18 protein-coding genes and 1 pseudogene are annotated in these 19,075 nt (G+C 38.9%); 4 read left to right on the top strand and 15 right to left on the bottom strand.

What is annotated here, in order from left to right; all coding sequences use genetic code 11:
- Window positions 1–89 precede the first annotated feature (89 nt).
- Together PLEUR7319_RS0130240 and PLEUR7319_RS0130235 are read left to right on the top strand one after the other, a co-directional pair.
- A complete protein-coding gene (locus PLEUR7319_RS0130240; protein ID WP_019508981.1) occupies window positions 90–1,853 on the top strand; it encodes a S8 family peptidase in 1,764 nt (587 codons plus the stop codon).
- A gap of 101 nt (window positions 1,854–1,954) precedes the next feature.
- Entirely contained in the window at window positions 1,955–2,173 is a 219-nt protein-coding gene (locus PLEUR7319_RS0130235) for a DUF5818 domain-containing protein (RefSeq protein WP_019508980.1), read from the top strand.
- A gap of 90 nt (window positions 2,174–2,263) precedes the next feature.
- On the opposite strand, the gene PLEUR7319_RS0130230 is transcribed toward PLEUR7319_RS0130235, so the two are convergent.
- The 8 genes from PLEUR7319_RS0130230 to PLEUR7319_RS0130200 form a co-directional block, all read right to left on the bottom strand.
- On the bottom strand, window positions 2,264–2,512 hold the full coding sequence (locus tag PLEUR7319_RS0130230; protein ID WP_019508979.1) for a DUF4926 domain-containing protein: 249 nt from the start codon (window positions 2,510–2,512) through the stop codon (window positions 2,264–2,266).
- Between the two features lie 5 nt (window positions 2,513–2,517).
- Entirely contained in the window at window positions 2,518–2,844 is a 327-nt protein-coding gene (locus PLEUR7319_RS0130225; protein WP_019508978.1) for a DUF6883 domain-containing protein, read from the bottom strand.
- Between the two features lie 126 nt (window positions 2,845–2,970).
- Window positions 2,971–4,014, bottom strand: coding sequence for a zinc-binding alcohol dehydrogenase family protein (locus PLEUR7319_RS0130220; RefSeq protein WP_019508977.1), 1,044 nt, complete (start codon window positions 4,012–4,014; stop codon window positions 2,971–2,973).
- A gap of 121 nt (window positions 4,015–4,135) precedes the next feature.
- On the bottom strand, window positions 4,136–4,471 hold the full coding sequence (locus PLEUR7319_RS37215; protein ID WP_019508976.1) for a hypothetical protein: 336 nt from the start codon (window positions 4,469–4,471) through the stop codon (window positions 4,136–4,138).
- On the bottom strand, window positions 4,426–4,602 hold the full coding sequence (locus PLEUR7319_RS41020; protein ID WP_158441893.1) for a hypothetical protein: 177 nt from the start codon (window positions 4,600–4,602) through the stop codon (window positions 4,426–4,428). The genes PLEUR7319_RS37215 and PLEUR7319_RS41020 overlap by 46 nt, the downstream gene beginning before the upstream one ends.
- A gap of 121 nt (window positions 4,603–4,723) precedes the next feature.
- Window positions 4,724–5,860, bottom strand: coding sequence for an NF038122 family metalloprotease (locus PLEUR7319_RS37210; protein ID WP_019508975.1), 1,137 nt, complete (start codon window positions 5,858–5,860; stop codon window positions 4,724–4,726).
- Window positions 5,861–5,935: 75 nt separating this feature from the next.
- Window positions 5,936–6,124, bottom strand: coding sequence for a hypothetical protein (locus PLEUR7319_RS0130205; RefSeq protein ID WP_019508974.1), 189 nt, complete (start codon window positions 6,122–6,124; stop codon window positions 5,936–5,938).
- A gap of 865 nt (window positions 6,125–6,989) precedes the next feature.
- Complete coding sequence (locus tag PLEUR7319_RS0130200) at window positions 6,990–7,532, bottom strand: DUF4334 domain-containing protein (protein ID WP_019508973.1); 543 nt, start codon at window positions 7,530–7,532, stop codon at window positions 6,990–6,992.
- Between the two features lie 287 nt (window positions 7,533–7,819).
- Here PLEUR7319_RS0130200 and PLEUR7319_RS0130195 point away from each other — a divergent pair, with 287 nt between their 5' ends.
- Window positions 7,820–8,710, top strand: a complete 891-nt coding sequence (locus tag PLEUR7319_RS0130195) for a class I SAM-dependent methyltransferase (protein WP_019508972.1) — start codon at window positions 7,820–7,822, stop codon at window positions 8,708–8,710.
- A 159-nt stretch (window positions 8,711–8,869) separates the two neighbouring features.
- Here PLEUR7319_RS0130195 and PLEUR7319_RS42960 read toward each other — a convergent pair whose 3' ends face one another.
- From PLEUR7319_RS42960 to menH, 6 genes are all read right to left on the bottom strand, one after another.
- Entirely contained in the window at window positions 8,870–9,055 is a 186-nt protein-coding gene (locus PLEUR7319_RS42960) for a hypothetical protein (protein ID WP_019508971.1), read from the bottom strand.
- Entirely contained in the window at window positions 9,021–9,299 is a 279-nt protein-coding gene (locus tag PLEUR7319_RS0130185; RefSeq protein WP_019508970.1) for a BrnT family toxin, read from the bottom strand. Before PLEUR7319_RS0130185 ends, PLEUR7319_RS42960 begins: the two co-directional genes overlap by 35 nt.
- 120 nt (window positions 9,300–9,419) lie before the next feature.
- Entirely contained in the window at window positions 9,420–11,174 is a 1,755-nt protein-coding gene (locus PLEUR7319_RS0130180) for a hypothetical protein (protein ID WP_019508969.1), read from the bottom strand.
- Window positions 11,175–11,278: 104 nt separating this feature from the next.
- Window positions 11,279–12,967 (bottom strand): dihydroxy-acid dehydratase, encoded by a 1,689-nt coding sequence (gene ilvD, locus PLEUR7319_RS0130175; protein ID WP_019508968.1) that lies wholly within the window; start codon window positions 12,965–12,967, stop codon window positions 11,279–11,281.
- A 170-nt stretch (window positions 12,968–13,137) separates the two neighbouring features.
- Window positions 13,138–14,574, bottom strand: a complete 1,437-nt coding sequence (locus PLEUR7319_RS0130170) for a GAF domain-containing protein (protein WP_019508967.1) — start codon at window positions 14,572–14,574, stop codon at window positions 13,138–13,140.
- A 462-nt stretch (window positions 14,575–15,036) separates the two neighbouring features.
- The gene (gene menH, locus PLEUR7319_RS0130165) at window positions 15,037–15,849 is read right to left on the bottom strand and encodes a 2-succinyl-6-hydroxy-2,4-cyclohexadiene-1-carboxylate synthase (protein ID WP_019508966.1); all 813 of its coding nucleotides are present in this window, start codon (window positions 15,847–15,849) and stop codon (window positions 15,037–15,039) included.
- A 145-nt stretch (window positions 15,850–15,994) separates the two neighbouring features.
- On the opposite strand from menH, the pseudogene PLEUR7319_RS43720 reads away from it, so the two are divergent.
- A pseudogene (locus PLEUR7319_RS43720) lies at window positions 15,995–16,174 on the top strand (DUF4277 domain-containing protein); the annotation flags it as partial.
- 279 nt (window positions 16,175–16,453) lie between these two features.
- Here the strand turns inward: PLEUR7319_RS43720 and leuS are convergent.
- Window positions 16,454–19,021: a leucine--tRNA ligase gene (gene leuS / locus PLEUR7319_RS0130155; protein WP_019508964.1), complete on the bottom strand. Its 2,568-nt coding sequence runs from the start codon at window positions 19,019–19,021 to the stop codon at window positions 16,454–16,456.
- Window positions 19,022–19,075 lie beyond the last annotated feature (54 nt).

Raw genomic sequence — 19,075 nt, 5'->3', positions numbered from 1 at the left:
AATTTACGGTATGTGTCTATTGAAAACACGCTTGTTGTACAAGAGTTACGTTATCTTAGTAGATAAGAAATATTCTATGAAGAGTAGCCATGAAAAAACTAGTGCTGCTGTGCTTATTCATTTTGGGAATTGGATTTGCCCTATTCAATTTCAAAGGACTGGCACAACAAGGGGAATTCGACTCCATTATTTTAGATTTTAAACAGGAAGTGCCGATCGCCAAGATTAGTGAAGAGATTCAAGGGCTATCTCAGAAATATAATCAGCAAGTTAATTTAAACAGTATTTTTTCTATTAACGATCGTATTTATATCGTCGAAGGGGATCGAGAAACACTCCAAGAGTTAAAGCGATCGCCCTTAAAGCAAGATACAGAATATATTGAAGCTAACTATCTATATCATGCTTTAGAAGTTCCCAACGATCCTGAATATAGCAAACAGTGGAACTTTCGTAATATTAATGTTGAACAAGCTTGGGACGAAACCAAAGGAGACGGAATTACTGTAGCGGTAATTGATACCGGGGTAAGTAAAGTACCCGATTTGAAATTAACCAATTTTGTCAAGGGCTATGATTTTGTTAACGACAAAGATGATGCCAGTGACGACAATGGACATGGTACCCACGTAGCAGGAACAATTGCTCAGTCTACCAACAACGGTTATGGTGTCGCTGGAATTGCTTACAAGGCAAATATTATGCCCCTCAAAGTTCTCAGTGGTAGTGGCGGTGGGACGATTGCCGATATTGCCGAAGCGATCAAATTTGCGGCTGATAACGATGCCGATGTCATTAACATGAGTTTAGGTGGTGGTGGTGCTAGCCATATGATCGAAGAAGCGATTAAATATGCTCACAGCAAAGGAGTAGTAATTATTGCTGCGGCTGGTAACGAAGGACGTAATTCCTCTTCTTATCCCGCTCGCTATCCCGATGTAATGAGTGTTTCGGCAACTGATGCTGCGGGAGACAAAGCATCCTATTCTAATTTCGGTGCAGGGGTTGATATTTCTGCCCCTGGCGGTAGTGAAACCGGCAAGATTATTCAAAATACTGTCGATCCTAGTAGTGGCGAGTCAGTGTTTGTGGGTTTTCAAGGAACTAGTATGGCTGCACCTCATGTGGCTGGCGTAGCTGCTCTGGTTAGAGCTACTGGTGTTGAAGATCCCACTGAAGTCGTAAATATCCTGAAACAATCTTCTCGCAGAGTCCAAGAAGATCATCTTAACCACTTCGGTTCAGGACATTTAGATGCTGGAGCAGCAGTCAAATTAGCTCTCAAAGGAAAAATCACCTTTAACGATTTTTTCCGTTGGTTACGTAAGAGTGGTTATTTGAACCTTGGTTTCTGGCTTGATGGTGGTGCCGTAGCTCTGTTACCCAAGCTTGGCATGGTTATTGGCTCCTATTTATTAGCGTGGTTCTTACGAAACTATTTACCTTTTACCCTTGGTTTGAATGGCGGTCTAATTTTCGGTAGTTCTGGTTTGTTTGTACTTCAGGGACTATATATCTTCGATTTACCCCAATGGCCAATGCGTCTGTTTGGTAGTTCCATTCCCGAATTAGGTAACGTTGTCATGGGTCATTCTAGCCTCAACCCCATATTTGCTAGTGTACTCATTCCCTTTATCTTGACTGCCCTGCTGTTAGCACATCCTACTCTCAAATGGTTTGCCATTGGTTCTAGTATTGGTGTGGCTGCTTGCTTAGGAGTTAGTGCAATTTTTGACCCTCAATTGTGGCTTTTGGGCGATGGCGCGATCGCCAGTACTTATTTGATGGTCAATACTGTACTTTGTTTCGGCTTAGCATATTTGGCTAGCCAGAGAGAAAGGCAAAGAGCTTAAACAAGAGCTTAAACAAATGTTGCGTTTTAAATGTTAAATACTGAGTTCTAAGTTGTTAGGATAATTTGGAACTCAGTTTTTTATTGGCAAGGTAGCTAACAATGAAAGTAACTGGCAAGATTGAAAAAAAAGGATTCGGCTTTGGAGTTTGGGCATTAGTCACAGCAGATGGAACTACCTATGAGCTAAAAGATCCCGCAGCAGAATTAAAACAAGAAGGAATCAAAGTCGAGATTGAAGGAAAAATCCGCGAGGATGTGATGACGATGGCAATGATCGGTGCTGTTTTGGAAGTTGAATCTTATAAGTTGAAAACTTAAGATAATCCGCTTGATATTGTTCTCGCATCGAAAGCATGAACCAAAATTACAGGCATGATTTTAATTAATGATGCTTATTATTTTTTTCGTCTAAGTGGTTGTTGACAAAGGACGGGTAGTTAATATTTGATTAGCTTGTAGGGGTTGAATTGTGGATTTAGGGACAGTAACCACAGCAATAGATTCACCAACCGCATTGAAAACTTCAAGGATACAACCATCTTCTTTACCTTGAGGATGAGGGATAAAATCAATTAAAGTAGCAATATCCCCAAGCTTGAGATTATACTCATCAATATTTTGAGTCAGAGTAACTTCTGAGAAAAGTTTTAAAGTCATGTAAATTATCTATCTCCTGGTTTTAAAGTTACAAATTGGAATCGATTATCTTGTTGGCGTAGTAACCAAACAGTAACCACAGATAAATTAAAACCATTAACTCCTTTTAGTTTTCCATTAACATTATAAAAAGTTCCGTACTCATTGGTTCGCTCGGGGAAAGCCTCGGCAGAAAGATTTAGTTCACGAATTGCAGCTTCTAAAGCTTGCCAGTTATCAAGATTAAACCCAGCTTGAGCTAAAAACTGAGACTTATCATTTCGAGGTTTGAAGACAAGTAAATATTGAGTTAACTTCGGTTGTGAAATGATCGCATCAACAGGAACTCTCATGATCTTAGTTTCAGAAGTAAAGTCCCCGAACTGTTACAGTCAGTAAAAACAAATACTTCAGTCATAGTCTAGACTTCAGTAATCAACCCAAAATTTTGTTAATAAATTTCAAAGTCATCGTAATCGCTAATTTATAAAGCTCTTACTTTCAATCCCTGTTAAAACTAATTTACCGATGGTTTTACCAGATTCTAGTTTTTTATGAGCGATCGCTAAATTAGCAGCATTTAAAACCCCTAGATTTTCCTTAAAAGTGGTTTTAATAATTCCTTGTTCAACTAATTGGGAAACTCGATTTAATAGTTCTCCTTGAGATTGAATATCATCAGTGTGGTACTGAGATTTGGTGAACATAAATTCCCAGGCAAAAGTAACACTTTTACTTTTAAGTAGATTTAAATCTAAAGGTGATTGATTGCCAACAATAGAGCATATTTTTCCCTGAGGTTTAATTACCTCTGCCATATTTTGCCAGTGCTGATCGGTACTGTTTAGGCAAAGAATATAATCGACACCAGACAAGTCCATCTTTTCTAAACCATTGAGCAGCTTTTCGTGGTGATTAATACAGTTATCTGCACCTAATTGTCGACACCATCTTACTGTGTCACCCCTGGAAGCAGTAGCAATTACCTGTAAACCCGCTACTTGTTTGGCTAACTGGATCGCAATTGAACCAACACCTCCCGCCCCATTAATAATCAGCAGAGTGCTTTTTTGGTTATTTGCTGTCTTAGAAGGTTCAACTTCCAGTCTTTCAAATAGAGCTTCCCAGGCGGTAATAGTAGTTAAAGGTAGAGCCGTAGCCTCTTCAAAAGATAGATTACTCGGTTTGTTACCGACAATTCTCTCGTCAACTAATTGATATTCGCTATTAGAACCAGGACGAGTAATACTACCTGCATAATAAACTTCATCACCAACTTGAAATAATGAAGTCTTCTCTCCTACCTCTTCTACAATTCCCGCAGCATCCCAACCCAAAATTTTTGGGGTGGGTAGTTTTTCTTTGATCGAAGCTCTGACTTTATAATCAACAGGATTGACACCCACAGCCTTGACTCTTACAAGTAAATCCCGTCCTTGTGCCTGAGGTTTATCCAGTTCAATTTCTGCAAAACAGTTGGGATGATCTGTAGCTAAATGTTGATAAACAGCGATCGCTTTCATCAATAATCTTCTAAATCCATCTATCAGTAATTATCCTATTTCTCTAACATTAACAGTTAATTGACAAGAGGAACCGTGCATCTAGTAGACGAATTTTTTACTCTCTTCATCACATTTAGAGTTAAGCTCGATTACATTCTTGTGCTAACTTAGTAAAAGTCTGTTCTGCTTCCATTAAGCGAAAGTGTATTTCTCTAGCGACTTCCTTTGTTTTCGTCTTAACGATTGAATAAACTACCCGATCTAGTTGCTTTTTTTGACGAGCAAAATAGGCAGGTATCTGATCGCTAAAATTTTGTTGCTTAAATTTTTCAATCTTGAAGTTTCTGATAGCTGATGCTAAAAACTCTTCTTTGTTTACAGAGGAAGTTTTTGATTTATTTTGTTGATGTTGCCATAACCCAGAAGCGATTACGCTACGCGTAGCCTTCGGCTCGCTATTTCTTGGGGAGTGCATTCAATCTGGGAGATCGCTCGATCAATGATATCTTCATAAGCCAACCGTGACAGCATCCCGCATTTATTTAATAGAGGAATAATCTCTTCGGCAGTAATAACGCGATCGATACTTCTAATAATTGTCTTCATAGTTGCTCTACTCACTATTCACTAATCCTGTACAGGCGAGCGGCCGTTCGCCCCTACCAAACTTACCTACTAATCTCGATCCCGCGAAGACGGGACTACTCACTACTTCTTAAACCAAGTCTCAAGCAGTCGTATTAGGATTCAAGTCCCAACCAATCACATCAAAAGCAAGAAAATCGGGTTCCTTAACAAACAGGAATTCTCCAGGAGCACCATGGGAATCGAGGATGCCTATTCCGAGACCATCTCTCCAGTGAGAAAGCTGACCGCCATCGCCTGTATTTTCCCCCGTAGAAAGAGATGCGATTGGAGTTTGACCTCCATCAATAGAGAAATATTTATAGTCAAGGCTACCTGTCGTAAAATCTCTGGCACCCTGGACAAAGCTCTCAGGAGAAAAGCGGAATAAATCTAGCGACGAGGGAATATATTTATTTTCCGAAATAAATTGATCGGCGATGTCTTCTCCATCATCAAGACCTTCAATACCTTCTTCGTTTGCATCAGCAATTAATGTAGGGACGTCTATACCTAATTCGCTTAACTCATTTAAACTTTTACTCGCAGCCAAATCTAGTTGATCAGCAGAACTGTCAAATCCCAAAGCGTGACCAATTTCATGAACTGCTACGCCAAAAAAATCATATTCGTCAGAAGCAATGCCGTCACTAACATCAAAATCCCAAGCAGTATTGCTGCTAAAGTTGATGTTTGCATCTACAACTTCCTCTGGAGTAACTCCTAAAAACTCCGCAATATATTCTGAACTAAAACCCAAAGCTTTAGCATTAGCTGTAGTTAACTTAATAGTTGAATTGTTCAAACCACCATCATTATCCAGATAAGGAGTATCGCTGCCGTTATTTTTACTAGTATTGTTAATTAAAAAAGGTACACTACCTTCTGGAAGATTCATAACTGCGGTTTCGTCATCAGATGAGGTAATGTCGTCAGCTAAAGCCTGATTTACCTCAGTGTAGGGGAGTCCCACAGAAGTCGACATAGCTCCTCCTAAATAGTCTGGTTCAAGTGGTGTAAAGGTAAAGTTGAACTGCAGATCTACATCATCTAATAAAAATGATGACCAATGTAACGCAGCGGCTGTGACTCCTATAATAGCTTCTTGGGGGGTATCTTCGGCATAATTAAAAGTAAACTGAGTTCCCTCAGGATTGCCTACCGTGATTAGACCTCTTGCAAAAATAATTCGTGGTACAATAGGGGATTGTCCAAAAATTATGACAACTCTTGGTAGCAAATCTTTTCCAAGTCAATTTTGAAAGAATTTAGCGATCGCCAACAAAGACATTGCTGAAAAAACTATAGTCCTTCATTATATCATAAAAGACTTTTGCAAGAGGTCTATTGTATTGGTTAAAGGTATTTCAGCTTCTGCTGTCTGTAATATTGGTTCACTGTTTTCAGCATTTAGAGCCGACGACTCCGAGTATAGTGAGCCTGTTGCTATTTCTAAGTCGTCAAACAAATTAAAATCTTTGAGTCCTTGATGTTGTTTATTCATGGTTACTTTTGTCCTAATAATTCAAGTTGACTTTAGTTATCTACTCGTCTACTGAAAAACGTCTCAAATCTCTTCAACCCTAGGATGATTATCAAACCTAGATCAACCAGAAATGTTGACTTTGAGGAGAGAACAATTGAAATTTATTTATGTTGGGAGTATCCCGAATGTGTAACCAAGTAACTCATCGTTCGCGTACTAGGTGATGAGAAGTAATTGTATTTATTGCTGAAAGAGTGTTTCTGTAGTTTAGACTAAAAAAAATATTTAGTGTCATCTAAATCTTTCAAACACTGTCTTCATCTTAGGGATTGAAAGAAGAACAAACATCTGCAAAACGTCTCGAACTATCCTCAACGAAAGATAGAAATACTCTCTAACTTTCGCTTAGTCAATAAGTATATTTTCCTATCAAGGACTTCAGGCGTTGTATAATACTTTTGTATGCGACACAAGCTGAGATTGCTGGACTGCATACAGAACCTAGAAAATAAAATAAACATGGGTTGTAACCAAAAGTCTCAGATAAATTCGTTGGAAGCGTAAAAGTTTATTACGAACCTGGGTGAGTAAATTAATTTTTTCAACATTGAATTACAAGAAGTCGGCGGTAGGGCATATCGTGGTCTTTAACATAAAATGCTTGCAGAGACGGTCTGACGGGGATGCATTTTAGGGTGCATCTAGTTAAGAGTCGATGAATCAAGAATCGTGCGTTAAAATCTTTGATTTAGCGCGCGAGTGTCAATTTCTGTTCAAGGCGATCGCCCTTATCGAGCAATAAAGATGAAAATTGTAGATCTTAGAATGCACTTATGCGATTGAATTAATAGTTCGGCTAGCACACATGAGGAAGGCTAAATAGCTAAAGACATCGCTTGAGAACAAAGAAGAATGCTTGAGGTGAATTTTTATAATCCATGATTCCTAATACCGTATTGTCATCTACTTTCCTAAAAGAATCATTAATCGGCAAATAATCATAAATCATCGTAGCACTGACTTTTCCACGATACTCCATCATCCGCAGTCTAGCTTGACTTTTCTCGGTTTTCAGTAAAGAATTAATCAACATCAGCAACGGCTTAATTGAATCATTTTTAGGGAGCGGAAACTTTAAAACCCAGTTCATCGCAGTAGGATTAGGTGCTACCTTAAAAACTTGTCCCTGACTATCTAGAAATAACAACGGGTGAACATTTTCAGAATCAACAAATTCTTTTCCATACCAGTTAGAACTTTCTAATAAACCATCCATAGGGTGAGCTGTATGTAGTCCAGAACCCTGCCAACGTCCCAACATAAAGTCTAAATTCACCGATTCAAGAGCATCAAACAACTGTAAAGCTTTTTCGGTCGTAGTTTGACCCGATTCTAGAATTAACTGATAGTTTTCCAACATTTCCATCGTTAGTTTCTTGGGCTTGATCGTACTCTGGCTGTTTATTAAGCCTTGCTACAGCCATATTAGATATACTAACGCATAGGATTTTTGGGGTGACAATTGCTCTGGCGATCACTTAATCAATTAAGAGTTTTCTGCTGTTGATTTTCAGGCAATTTAGATAATGCAACATTTAACCACGAATAGCTTAAAATGAAGGTTATTAATGATACTGTATAATAGTCACTATTTGAGCTTTAAGTTCTGGGTTTTGAGATAGGTTTTTCAAGAAGTATTTAAAGGGGAAAATCATGGAAATTGAAGCAACTGCCATTGAGCAAGTTTTGACCAATTTAGCATCACAACCTGACCCTCGTTGGAAAACCTTGGCTTCTGACAAACAGAGAAAACAGATTCAAACTGAATTAAACTCTTCTGCACCTAAGGATGGCATGATGCGCGTCATGACCAGGATGCAGTTTCAAAAAGCACCAGCTTTAGGAGAGATTGATTGGGAATCAGAATTAGCCACTTTTGAACCAATAGAATATCCTCAATACTATCTTCAACCTTTTCATAGTGTTTTGGGAGGATGGTTGTCGGAACTGGCTGCGGTTGGTAATCGGGTAGCAATGGAGGCAGTTTTAGAAAATGCCCATCCACAGAAATCACTTGGAGTAAGAGAAGAAATCGCCCAATTATTTCCCGAAAATGCTCGCCATATTTTAGACTTGGGAGCAGGTATAGGAGACGATGCGGCAGCTATTGCTCGCCGTCTTCAGAGTGCTACGGTAACGGCGTGGGAAGCTTCTCCGTTCATGATTGTAGTCGGTCGCCTTTACCATCAAGCTCTTCCCAATCTACGTTGGAAACATGGTTTAGCAGAAAAAACTGAATTGCCAGATAATTCAGTTGATGCGATCAATATGACTTATCTTCTCCACGAATGTCCTGATGAAGTTAAGCAATTAATCCTAGCAGAATGCTGGCGAATTCTTGCTCCAGGCGGTCGGCTAGTAGTCACAGATTCACTCCCTGGAGACCTATATTCCTACAGAGGATTTTTTGAGCCATATAAAGAGCAATGGCTTAAAATTGACCCAGATAAATTACTAACAGAAGCAGGTTTTATTAAGGTCAAAGCTTATCAATTTGCCTATTCTACTTGGACTCGTGTTGGGTTTAAACCAGCTACTACCTAGAAAATCGACCTGATGAACTATATTCTCGTATTCAAGTCAATCAAAAATTGTCATATTACACGCAGTAAGCTTAGTAGTATCAGGGCGATCGCTTTCATAACTAATCTTCTTACTCTAGTTAATATCCCCTATTGATTAATTTTATAGTTGATAAATTATCTATTTATCCTTAATTCTGCGAACTTTTTGAAGATCATCAGACGACAAAGGCTGATTATCTGGGTCAGAGAGAGCATTCGCTTCAATTTCTGACTCACTCATAGAATCAATTCGTTCTGAATCGGTCAAATCTTCCAATTTCTTAGCTTTGTCAAGAGTTATCCGAGTAATAAATGTTTCGCTCATATCTAGTTGCCTTACGCGCACTGATTAATCTAATTGCATCACCTCGATAAGTGTAAACGACAGTTAAAATTTGTCCTTGGATTTCGCCAATAGCAATATATCTGTCCTCACCATAATCATAACGGTTATCTTCAAACTCCACTGTAAAACCGCCAAAAATCTGACAAGCTCTAATAAAATCTATCCCATGCTTTTGCAGATTAGATAGTCGTTTCTGTTCATCCCATTCAAACTCGATACTCAAAATTGCTCCAACTATTCATGAAGAAGAAAGCTCTAAATATTATAGAAGGCGATCGCTTTCATAACTAATCTTCTGACTCTGGTTAATTTCCCCTATTGATTAATTTTAAAGTTTTGGTCATCATGGCGAAGGTCTTGATTGACCGAGAATTTTATTCAGAAATTTTAAAGCGATCGCATAAGTGGGTTTGACTCCAGTTTGTCCTAAGCTCCCAGAAGCTAGGGTGCTGCCTGTCATCAAGGGATTATCAGAAGCATAGTAAACATAACGCAAGATAATGTTTTCATTGATACTCTTACGGATTTTGGCTGCTGCTTGAATCGCCTTTTGCAAATGCGCTCCTTCCATTTCCAAGCCAATCACATTCCAAGAGGAACTTCTAAAATATTCCAAAACATCCGCATTTTGCAGAGAAGTTCCTAATACTGTTAATAAGGCTCCTTCGTGAACGGGAATTTCCAACCCTTGAAAATCTTGTGTGGTTATTTCATTTTCAAAAGGATAATTGTCTGCTGTTCCTTCAAATATATGAGCTGTCGGCAATAGTAAATCTCCTCTATTACCCACTAAGGTTCCAGCTTTCCCCATCACTGAAATTGAGTGCAGATTAAGTTTTTTTGACTGTCCTTCAGTTTTATAGGGCTTGAGTAACTCATCAAACAGTTCAAAAGCTTGCTCGCCAAAAGCATAATCCATAACCAATATGACTGGTTTCTCTTCTTCCACCAAAGCTCGATTAACCTTTAACTCAGGAGCAAGCAGGTCTAAAGGTAATAAAGATGTATCAAAAATCTGAACTTGAATATTTGTCCCCGCTCGATCTTCGAGATAATACATTCCCTGCTGAAGAGCAAATTCGCGAACTTCTTGATTAAGAGTGGCATTTTCGGGCAAACTCAGTTCGCGAGCAATTTTTTCGATGGTCTCTCCTGCTTCCATTTGCTGTTTTAATGCAGGAAAGGCATAAAGGCAATTTAAAATGCTGTGTAGATTAGCACTAATAATATGGAGTGGACGTTGCCACAAATGATGCGACCAGAGAAATTGTTTGACTTCAGTTGCCCATTTTTCCCCATGAATATGATGACCAAGCCGTTCTCTTAATGCTGAACTAAAGGTGATTTGGCGATCGGCTTTCCTAGTAAGAGAAGTCCGATCTTGCTGCATCTCTTCAATTGCAACTCGACCCAACCAATAAACTATCTGAAATAGACTGTTATTATAAGGTTCTCCTTCCCGAAACCGACGTTCTGCTACTACAGTTTCTTCAAAGGTTCGTCCTAACAGCGTACTGGTATAGGAAATAGCTTGTTCCCTAACTTCAATCTCCTCTAGAGAAGAAGAACTCGCCGTAGATGTTTGCTCAAGAACAATTTTTTCTAACTTTAACCACTCTTGGGTGGGATGACCTTCATCTAAAGCGTGGGCTCTAATTTTATCTGCTTCAATGTAGATAAAAGTAAGATGGGTCAGGATATCATAAATCTCGCTACGTCCTCTAGTGACCTCGATCAGCATTGTTTCTTCATCAATTCGATAACAATGGCGACGACGTTTAGCGGGAACAATTTTTTCAAATCCCGAATTATTGTAGCCTTCAGCAGCAATCAGTTTGACAAAGCGACACCGTTCAATTCCTTTTGGTAGACGAGCCGTTACATAAGCCAGTCCGTTCAATTCTACTTTCTCAGAATCAGCCATCGAACCGTAAATTTCGGGCTGTAATGTAAGTAAGGCTTCGCTCAATGCCGAACCCGAAACACCACCTGGTTTGTAATGACCGCGCACGAAAAAATGGCGCATAATTACATAAATGCGCTCGATCGCAGCTCTGGATTCTTGGGCACGAGAGCGGTCAGGAACAGTTATTGCCATCGGTATTTTGTTTGATAGCTCAAGTCGATTGCTCGCAAAATTAAACTTTATTCTAACCACTCCCCCATTTAAAGTAGTTAGGGGGAGATGAATCAACTAGTATGTTAACTGAATAAACCCAAGTCGGTGACTGCCCCTAGACTACTAGAAGAAACTAGTTTGGCATATTTTGCCAGAACACCTCTAGTGTAGTTTGGTTGACGAGCTTGCCATTGACTCCGACGTTGAGCTAGCTCCGCTTCATCCACATTAAGTTGCAATAATCTCTTACGAGCATCAATAGTAATACTATCTCCCTCTTTAACCAGGGCAATTGTTCCGCCTACGGCAGCTTCGGGAGCAACATGACCTACTACCATCCCATAGGTTCCACCAGAAAACCGACCGTCAGTAATTAACCCTACAGAATCTCCTAGTCCCGCACCAATAATTGCCGAAGTTGGGGCGAGCATTTCTCGCATTCCCGGACCACCTTTAGGACCTTCGTAACGGACAACTACTATATCTCCTGCTTTGATTTTGCCATCTAAAATTGCTGACAAGCACTCTTCTTCTGATTCAAAAACTCTGGCAGGACCTGTAATTTGGGGATTTTTAACTCCACTAATTTTGGCTACCGAACCTTCACTAGCTAAGTTTCCTTTCAATACTGCTAAGTGTCCTTCTGCATAGACGGGATCATCCCACTGACGAATCACATCCTGGTTGGTAGGTGGATTTTCAGGGATATCAGCTACAACTTCGGCAATGGTTTGTCCAGTAACGGTTAAAGCATCTCCATGTAATAAACCATGAACTAGTAGCATTTTCATTACTTGAGGAATGCCACCAGCTTTGTGTAAATCTACGGTCACGTATTTACCAGATGGTTTGAGATTACAAATTACGGGAACTCGCTTCCGGATCGTTTCAAAGTCATCTAAGGTAAGTTCTACCCCTATAGTATTGGCGATCGCCAGCAAGTGTAGGACTGCATTGGTTGAGCCTCCCACTGCCATAATTACAGTAATGGCATTTTCAAAAGCTTGGCGAGTGAGAATTTGACTCGGTAGAATTTGTTTTTTGATTGCTTCAACCAGCGCAAAAGCTGATTTTTCAGTACTTTCGGCTTTTTCCTCATCTTCTGCTGCCATTGTCGAAGAATAGGGTAAACTCATCCCCATTGCTTCAAATGCTGAAGACATGGTATTAGCGGTAAACATTCCTCCACAGGAGCCAGCACCAGGACAAGCTTTATGTTCAATGGCATCTAACTCGGCTTTATCGATTTTACCGGCACTATATTTGCCCACAGCTTCAAAAGCACTGACTACGGTTAAATCTTCGCCGTTGTGTTTTCCTGGTTTAATGGTGCCACCGTAGACAAAAATACTGGGAATATTCATGCGCGCGATCGCCAGCATCGCTCCAGGCATATTTTTATCACAACCACCGATCGCCAGCACCGCATCCATACTCTGTCCGTTACAGGCAGTCTCAATTGAGTCCGCAATGACATCCCGGGATACTAGAGAATATTTCATTCCTTCTGTTCCCATCGAAATTCCATCACTGATCGTAATAGTGCCGAACATTTGGGGCATTGCTCCTGCATCTTTTAATGCCGATTCTGCTCGTAGTGCTAGGGTATTAATTCCCATGTTACAGGGTGTAATAGTGCTATACCCGTTAGCTAAACCAACGATGGGCTTATTAAAATCATTATCGCCAAAACCCACCGCCCTCAGCATCGCACGATTGGGCGATCGCTGATCTCCCTTGGTTACTTCTTGGCTTCTTCGATTGTCAGACATCAATATATTCTCCTTTTGATGGCAATCATTTCATAAACGTACAATACCTAAATATTTGACCTGATATCGATCTAATTTACTAATTCTTTTTATAGATAAAAGCTATTGACATTTGTTGATATCTTATCAATTAGCAAAATAGTCTTGAGCTACTTAGCTAAAATTAAAGGCTAAGAATCTGTATTATCAAAAAGTTGAGTTACTGCTTCATCTAAAATAGTATCTAATTCATACTGGTCATTACTAACAATGTAGAGAGATTGTTGTAATTTAGAGGTGATTCCAGTTAACTTCTTAATAATAATTTGAATTAACTTCGTATCCTTTCTGGTTTGTAGAGAAGAAGTTTGATTAATTAAATTAAGTTCTCGTTCCAGTAACTTATTAAGATTATTAATTTCTACAATAATCTGCGAAGTATTTTGAATTGGTTTCTGAACTTGCTGTATTTTAGATTTAGCTATAGAAATAGTTTTTTTAATGTTATTTAACTCGGTAGTTCCAGTTTTGATCGATTGTAATTGGTCTTTTAATTTCGCTTTTGATAAAGATAAACCTGTGTGGAAAGCAATTTGCTTAAAATATTCAATTTCACTCTTCTGCCAGTCTTTGAAGCTAAAGCAGTGATGGGCTACTAGTAATCCATATAATTTTCCGTTATCCCAAATGATTGGTGCTACTAAATTGGCTCTAACCCCTATTTTGGCTAAATTTTCTGTATAACAGAGTGTCATTCCTGCCTCATAGATATTAGGTATTGCTCTTACTCTCCCTTGCTGATATTGATCGTGATAACGATATTCAAAACAGGGATCTTTGATCACACTACCTAAAATTGAGGCTAATGCTGGAATTGTTGCTTCAGCGACGATTTCTCCCATGCTGTCAGCTTGCAGACCATAAACTATCACGCGATCGCAATTTAGTAATTCTTTGGCCTTGACGACTGCTAAATTTAATACTTCTTGAGAGGTCTCCACACCATGCATTTGTGTGACGATATTTTTCACTATCTGCTGGGCTGCTTGGCTATTTTTTACTTGATTTTCTAACTCCAAGTATGCCAGTTGCTGGAATACGCGTTCCATAGTCCATTCAGCTACCCTCAGGGCAAATTCCACCTCTGGCTGTTCCCATTTGCGAGTTCCGGAACATTGGTGCATTACCAAGAGTCCATAGAGAGAATTATCATGACGAGTCAACGGAACTACTAAATTAGATTTGACATCAATTTTTTCCAAATTCTCTACATAGCAAGGAGTCATTCCTGCGTCGTAAATATTAGTAATTGCCCTCACTCTGCCCTTCTGGTATTTATCAATGTACCTTGCTTCAAAACAGGGATCTTTGATGGTTGTTCCCAAAATTTGAGCAAAGCCAGGAGTTACAGCCTCTGCCACGATTTTACAGAGTGATTCTGATTGCATACTATAGACCACAACGCGATCGCATTTTAGGGATTGATATACAATTCCGACGCTGGCTTGGAGTAAATCCTCTTCTGTATTGATTTTACACAGTTTACTAAAAAATTCAGTGGGCAAACTATTTATTTGATTACCATTAGACGAAATTCCTGAGAGTGAAAGTGAAGACTCGATATTCATAAAGGTGTCAAGAATTAATAGATTTTTAGTATGAGTTTATTTATTTTTTTGTTAACTAAAATTTAAGGTAATAGTGTATGGCAAAAACCGCTAAAATTGCTCGACTAGAACTTTAGCTAATGTTGATTACCCTTTGCGGCTGACTGAGGGATAAATCTCTTAGATTCATTGATAAATTCCTAAATTAGTGTTGCTTCTCTTAACAACACTAGAGGTTTGGTTCGATGGAAGACTTAAAAATAAACTTTTAAGTAAGAAAACGTAAAAACCAATTATTATAAGGCATTGAAACACATGTATCTATTAGTCAGCCGTTGCCGTAATATCTATGTATAATTACTGAGTATTCTATCGTATTTATGCCAATAATTTTGACTGACTTGCTTATTTTATATGATTTAAACGCTCATTGTAATCTATTTAACATTGGTGGTTTAGACTGCTGATTTTGAAATTTAAGCTTTAATTGTTCTTGAAAAACCAATTTATCAGGTTAGCAAGTTCTACTGGCTGTTCAAAATGAACATTATGACCGCTACCGTGAACTATTCTGAGTTTAGATTGACAGCAGAAACTAAGAATTTTTTGATTAATAGTAATGAATTTTTGGTCAAATTCTCCGACTACGAGTAAAAGTTGGACATTATTCGCCGAAAGCTGATGCCATAATGAAGGTTGCATACCTGTTCCCATCTGACGTAGTGACTGAGCGAGCTTAAGGGGATTATTTTTTAATTTCTTGGCGATTGCATGAAGGTAATTTGGGTGTTGGCGAAAAGAACTAAATAGAGGATTGCAATACCATTGATTAAGAAATATTCTATAATCCTGTGATTCTAATTTTTCTGCCAGTTTTAAGTCTTGTTTAATTCGGCGATCGCGCTCTGTTTTAGTTGCTAATCCTGGAGAAGTAGATTCTAAGATAACCTTTTTAAAATAATGAGGAAAATAAATAGTTAAATACAGAGCAATTCTTCCTCCCATTGAATAACCAAATAAAAAACATTGATTAATTTTTAATGTTTTTAGTAGTTCAATTATTGCTTGAGCAAGGTTCGGCATGGCATAATCTCGATCCTGTTTTACTTCTGTATTTCCATGACCGGGTAGATCGATTAGTAAACAACAAAATTGTTCCGAGATTAGAGCAGCCACTTCCTGAAAATCATGTAGATTTCCCATGAAGCCATGCAAAAATAGAATAATAGTTTTTTTTCTATCTCCGACAAAAATATAATTAAACTGATAGTTAGCTAACACCTTTAAATCCCACATTCGGCAGCCCTATAGATGAAGCACAAAAGAGACATAGATTCAGGAGCATGAGCATTGCTCAGAAGTAGCTAATTATCCAGAATCTAGAGCAGCAAATAAATACAATTGAATTCCTACAGAACTTTGACTCTCTATGTGAGTAGAAATGTTAACAGGAATAGAAATTACAAACATCAACCATTTAGGAATAGTCGCAGGAATAATTGATGAACTATAAATAGTAGATCTTATCAACCAAAAATTAGTCATAGATGAACAAGAAATAGTTAATTCAGGAGAAATAGTCAAGGCAATTATTCTAAATGGATTAGGTTTTGTTTCCCAAGTTTTTTGAAGAAAACTCCTGTTTTCAATGTGGATGGGGTTTAGCGATCAAATTATAAATTAACGTGAGCGTCCAACGAATTTGGATTCGTTAAGTCTGAAAGAAACAATTTGTTCCCTAAGAGTTCGACAGATTTTATTTGGGGTTTAATTCTTCATTAATAGAAACGAAAGAATAAGCTGTTCGATGATTCTCGATTGCCTATTCTCTCTCTCAAAACTAGTCAATTTTGGACTCAGCAAACTCACGTTAAATTAGGACATTACATCCTCTAATAACCTATTTGGCTACAACAAAATTAACCAGCTTATTAGGTACAACAATTACCTTTCTGATTTCCTTACCTTCTAGATAACGCTGGGCAATGTCTGATTCTGTAGCATATTTCTCCAGAGCTGACTTATCAGAACTGGCAGGGACTTGAATCGTACCGCGAGTTTTACCCATAATTTGCACTACCAGGGTGATTTCGTCTACCACTAACGCCGAGGAATCGACTTCTCGCCATTGCTGATGATGAACTGATTCCGCATTACCCAAATGACTCCATAATTCTTCGGCAATATGGGGAGCAAAAGGAGCAAGTAACAGAACTAAAGTTTCAATTCCTTCTTTATAAACAGGGGATTTAACACATTTAGAATCTTTGAGGGCATTGCTCAACTTCATTAATTCTGAGACAGCAGTATTGAACTGATAATCTCCATTTAAATCTTCAGAAATTTCTTTTATTGCTGTGTGAATTGCCCTACGTAAATCTTTTTCGGCTTTAGAAAGTTCTTCAGAAGACTTGGTAACTTGATTAGCATCATAACTAGTTACTAAAGCCCAAACCCGATTTAAAAAACGGAATTGCCCTTCAACGTCAGCATCATCCCATTCTAAATCCTTCTCAGGTGGTGCTTTAAACAGAATAAACATTCTCGCTGTATCTACACCATATTTACTTAAACCTTGTTCCAGACTGACACCGTTATATTTAGATTTAGACATTTTCTCAAAGAAAACATCTAATTTATCTCCTGTTTCAGGGTCTTTTGGATCATCAGGATTGATATCTGCTGCGGGAATATATTTGTTAGTTTTGGGATTTTTATAAGTTATTCCCTGTACCATCCCTTGAGTCAACAGTCTTTCAAAAGGCTCATCAAAATTAAGCAAACCGCGATCGCGCAATACTTTAGTAAAGAAACGAGAATAAAGCAGGTGCAAAATGGCATGTTCAATCCCACCTACGTACTGATCCACAGGCATCCAGTTATTGACTTTATCTTTGTCAAAAACGATATCAGTATTATTGGCATCGCTGTAGCGCAGAAAATACCAAGAAGAATCAATAAAGGTGTCCATAGTATCGGTTTCCCTTTTAGCAGCTTTACCACAACAAGGACAATCCACATTGATCCAGTCTTCTAACTGAGCTAAAGGAGAACCACCACGCCTTGATAATTCTACAGATTCAGGTAATTCCACAGGAAGATCCTTATCTGGTACAGGAATAGTACCACAATCAGAACAGTGAATTACAGGTATAGGACATCCCCAATATCTTTGACGAGAAATTAACCAATCTCTCAAGCGATATTGAACTCTGGCTTTACCGTAGCCTTGTCGTTCGGCATATTCAATAACTTTGGTTTTGCCCTCTACTGAAGATGTACCATCAAACTGCCCCGAATTGACCATAATCCCCGGCTCAGTATAAGCATTTGGTAAGGGCGATTGGTCAATCGCCCCTACATCGGCATCATTGGGAATAATTACGGTTTTAATCGGCAAACCTTTTTCAGTCGCAAATTTAAAATCTCTGACATCGTGAGCGGGAACACCCATGACCGCTCCTGTGCCATATTCATAGAGAACATAGTCAGCAATCAAAATGGGCACTTCTTCGCCGTTAAAAGGATTAATTGCTTTGCCCCCAGTTAGAATTCCTCGTTTGGGTTTATCTTCAGCAGTTCGTTCTATTTCACTTTGTCCTTTAATTTCTTCAATAAAGGCTGACACTGCTTCTTTTTGCTCGGCAGTCGTTACTTCAGGAGTCAAAGGATGCTCGGGAGCAAGAACTACATAAGTTACGCCATATACAGTATCTGGACGAGTAGTAAATACGGCTATCTTGTCATCTCGACCCACGATGGGGAATTCTAAATAAGCACCAACGGATTTACCGATCCAGTTGGCCTGCATGGTTTTTACTCTTTCAGGCCAACCTTCTAACTGCTCTAAATCTTGTAATAATTTTTCCGCATAGTCCGTAATCTTGAAGAACCATTGTTTAAGCAGTTTTCGTTCGACGATCGCCCCAGAACGCCAAGAACGTCCCTCATTATCTACTTGCTCATTTGCCAATACAGTTTGGTCAATGGGATCCCAATTAACCGCAGCTTCTTTTTGATAGGCTAACCCTGCATCCAGAAATTGTAAAAATAGCCATTGCGTCCACTTGTAATAGTCGGCAGAACAAGTAGCCACTTCCCGATCCCAGTCAATGGAAAGTCCTAACTGCTTTAGTTGCGATCGCATTTGAGCGATATTTTGGTATGTCCATTTTGCGGGAGGAACACCGCGATCGATCGCTGCATTTTCTGCGGGTAAACCAAAAGCATCCCAACCCATAGGATGTAATACCCGATAACCCTGCATTCTTTTGAGACGAGCAATTACGTCAGTGATTACGTAGTTACGGACATGACCCATGTGTAAGTTTCCTGAAGGGTAGGGAAACATCGAGAGGGCATAAAATTTTGGCTGGTCATTTTTTTCAGGAGTTTGATCAATTCCTGATTCTTGCCATTGCTGTTGCCATTTTTGTTCTATCTCTGCTGCGTTATATCGTGACTCCACGACTGGGTTTACTCCTAAACTAGATTGCTATAGTGAAATTTGATAACTCTTCAA

The sequence above is a fragment of the Pleurocapsa sp. PCC 7319 genome (assembly GCF_000332195.1).
Taxonomy (GTDB): Bacteria; Cyanobacteriota; Cyanobacteriia; order Cyanobacteriales; family Xenococcaceae; genus Waterburya.
This window is presented reverse-complemented; position numbering and strand designations above follow the sequence as displayed.

Excerpts from the sequence above, each read along its gene's own strand:
- PLEUR7319_RS0130230 (WP_019508979.1), bottom strand. The coding sequence starts at position 2,512 with ATGACTTTAAAACTTTTCTCAGAAGTTACTCTGACTCAAAATATTGAT.
- PLEUR7319_RS0130240 (WP_019508981.1), top strand. The coding sequence starts at position 90 with ATGAAAAAACTAGTGCTGCTGTGCTTATTCATTTTGGGAATTGGATTT.
- PLEUR7319_RS0130205 (WP_019508974.1), bottom strand. The coding sequence starts at position 6,124 with ATGAATAAACAACATCAAGGACTCAAAGATTTTAATTTGTTTGACGAC.
- PLEUR7319_RS0130225 (WP_019508978.1), bottom strand. The coding sequence starts at position 2,844 with ATGAGAGTTCCTGTTGATGCGATCATTTCACAACCGAAGTTAACTCAA.
- PLEUR7319_RS0130180 (WP_019508969.1), bottom strand. The coding sequence starts at position 11,174 with ATGGCAATAACTGTTCCTGACCGCTCTCGTGCCCAAGAATCCAGAGCT.
- PLEUR7319_RS0130195 (WP_019508972.1), top strand. The coding sequence starts at position 7,820 with ATGGAAATTGAAGCAACTGCCATTGAGCAAGTTTTGACCAATTTAGCA.
- PLEUR7319_RS41020 (WP_158441893.1), bottom strand. The coding sequence starts at position 4,602 with ATGAAGACAATTATTAGAAGTATCGATCGCGTTATTACTGCCGAAGAG.
- PLEUR7319_RS37215 (WP_019508976.1), bottom strand. The coding sequence starts at position 4,471 with ATGCACTCCCCAAGAAATAGCGAGCCGAAGGCTACGCGTAGCGTAATC.
- ilvD (WP_019508968.1), bottom strand. The coding sequence starts at position 12,967 with ATGTCTGACAATCGAAGAAGCCAAGAAGTAACCAAGGGAGATCAGCGA.
- PLEUR7319_RS0130235 (WP_019508980.1), top strand. The coding sequence starts at position 1,955 with ATGAAAGTAACTGGCAAGATTGAAAAAAAAGGATTCGGCTTTGGAGTT.
- PLEUR7319_RS0130220 (WP_019508977.1), bottom strand. The coding sequence starts at position 4,014 with ATGAAAGCGATCGCTGTTTATCAACATTTAGCTACAGATCATCCCAAC.
- PLEUR7319_RS42960 (WP_019508971.1), bottom strand. The coding sequence starts at position 9,055 with ATGAGCGAAACATTTATTACTCGGATAACTCTTGACAAAGCTAAGAAA.
- PLEUR7319_RS0130170 (WP_019508967.1), bottom strand. The coding sequence starts at position 14,574 with ATGAATATCGAGTCTTCACTTTCACTCTCAGGAATTTCGTCTAATGGT.
- PLEUR7319_RS0130200 (WP_019508973.1), bottom strand. The coding sequence starts at position 7,532 with ATGGAAATGTTGGAAAACTATCAGTTAATTCTAGAATCGGGTCAAACT.
- menH (WP_019508966.1), bottom strand. The coding sequence starts at position 15,849 with ATGTGGGATTTAAAGGTGTTAGCTAACTATCAGTTTAATTATATTTTT.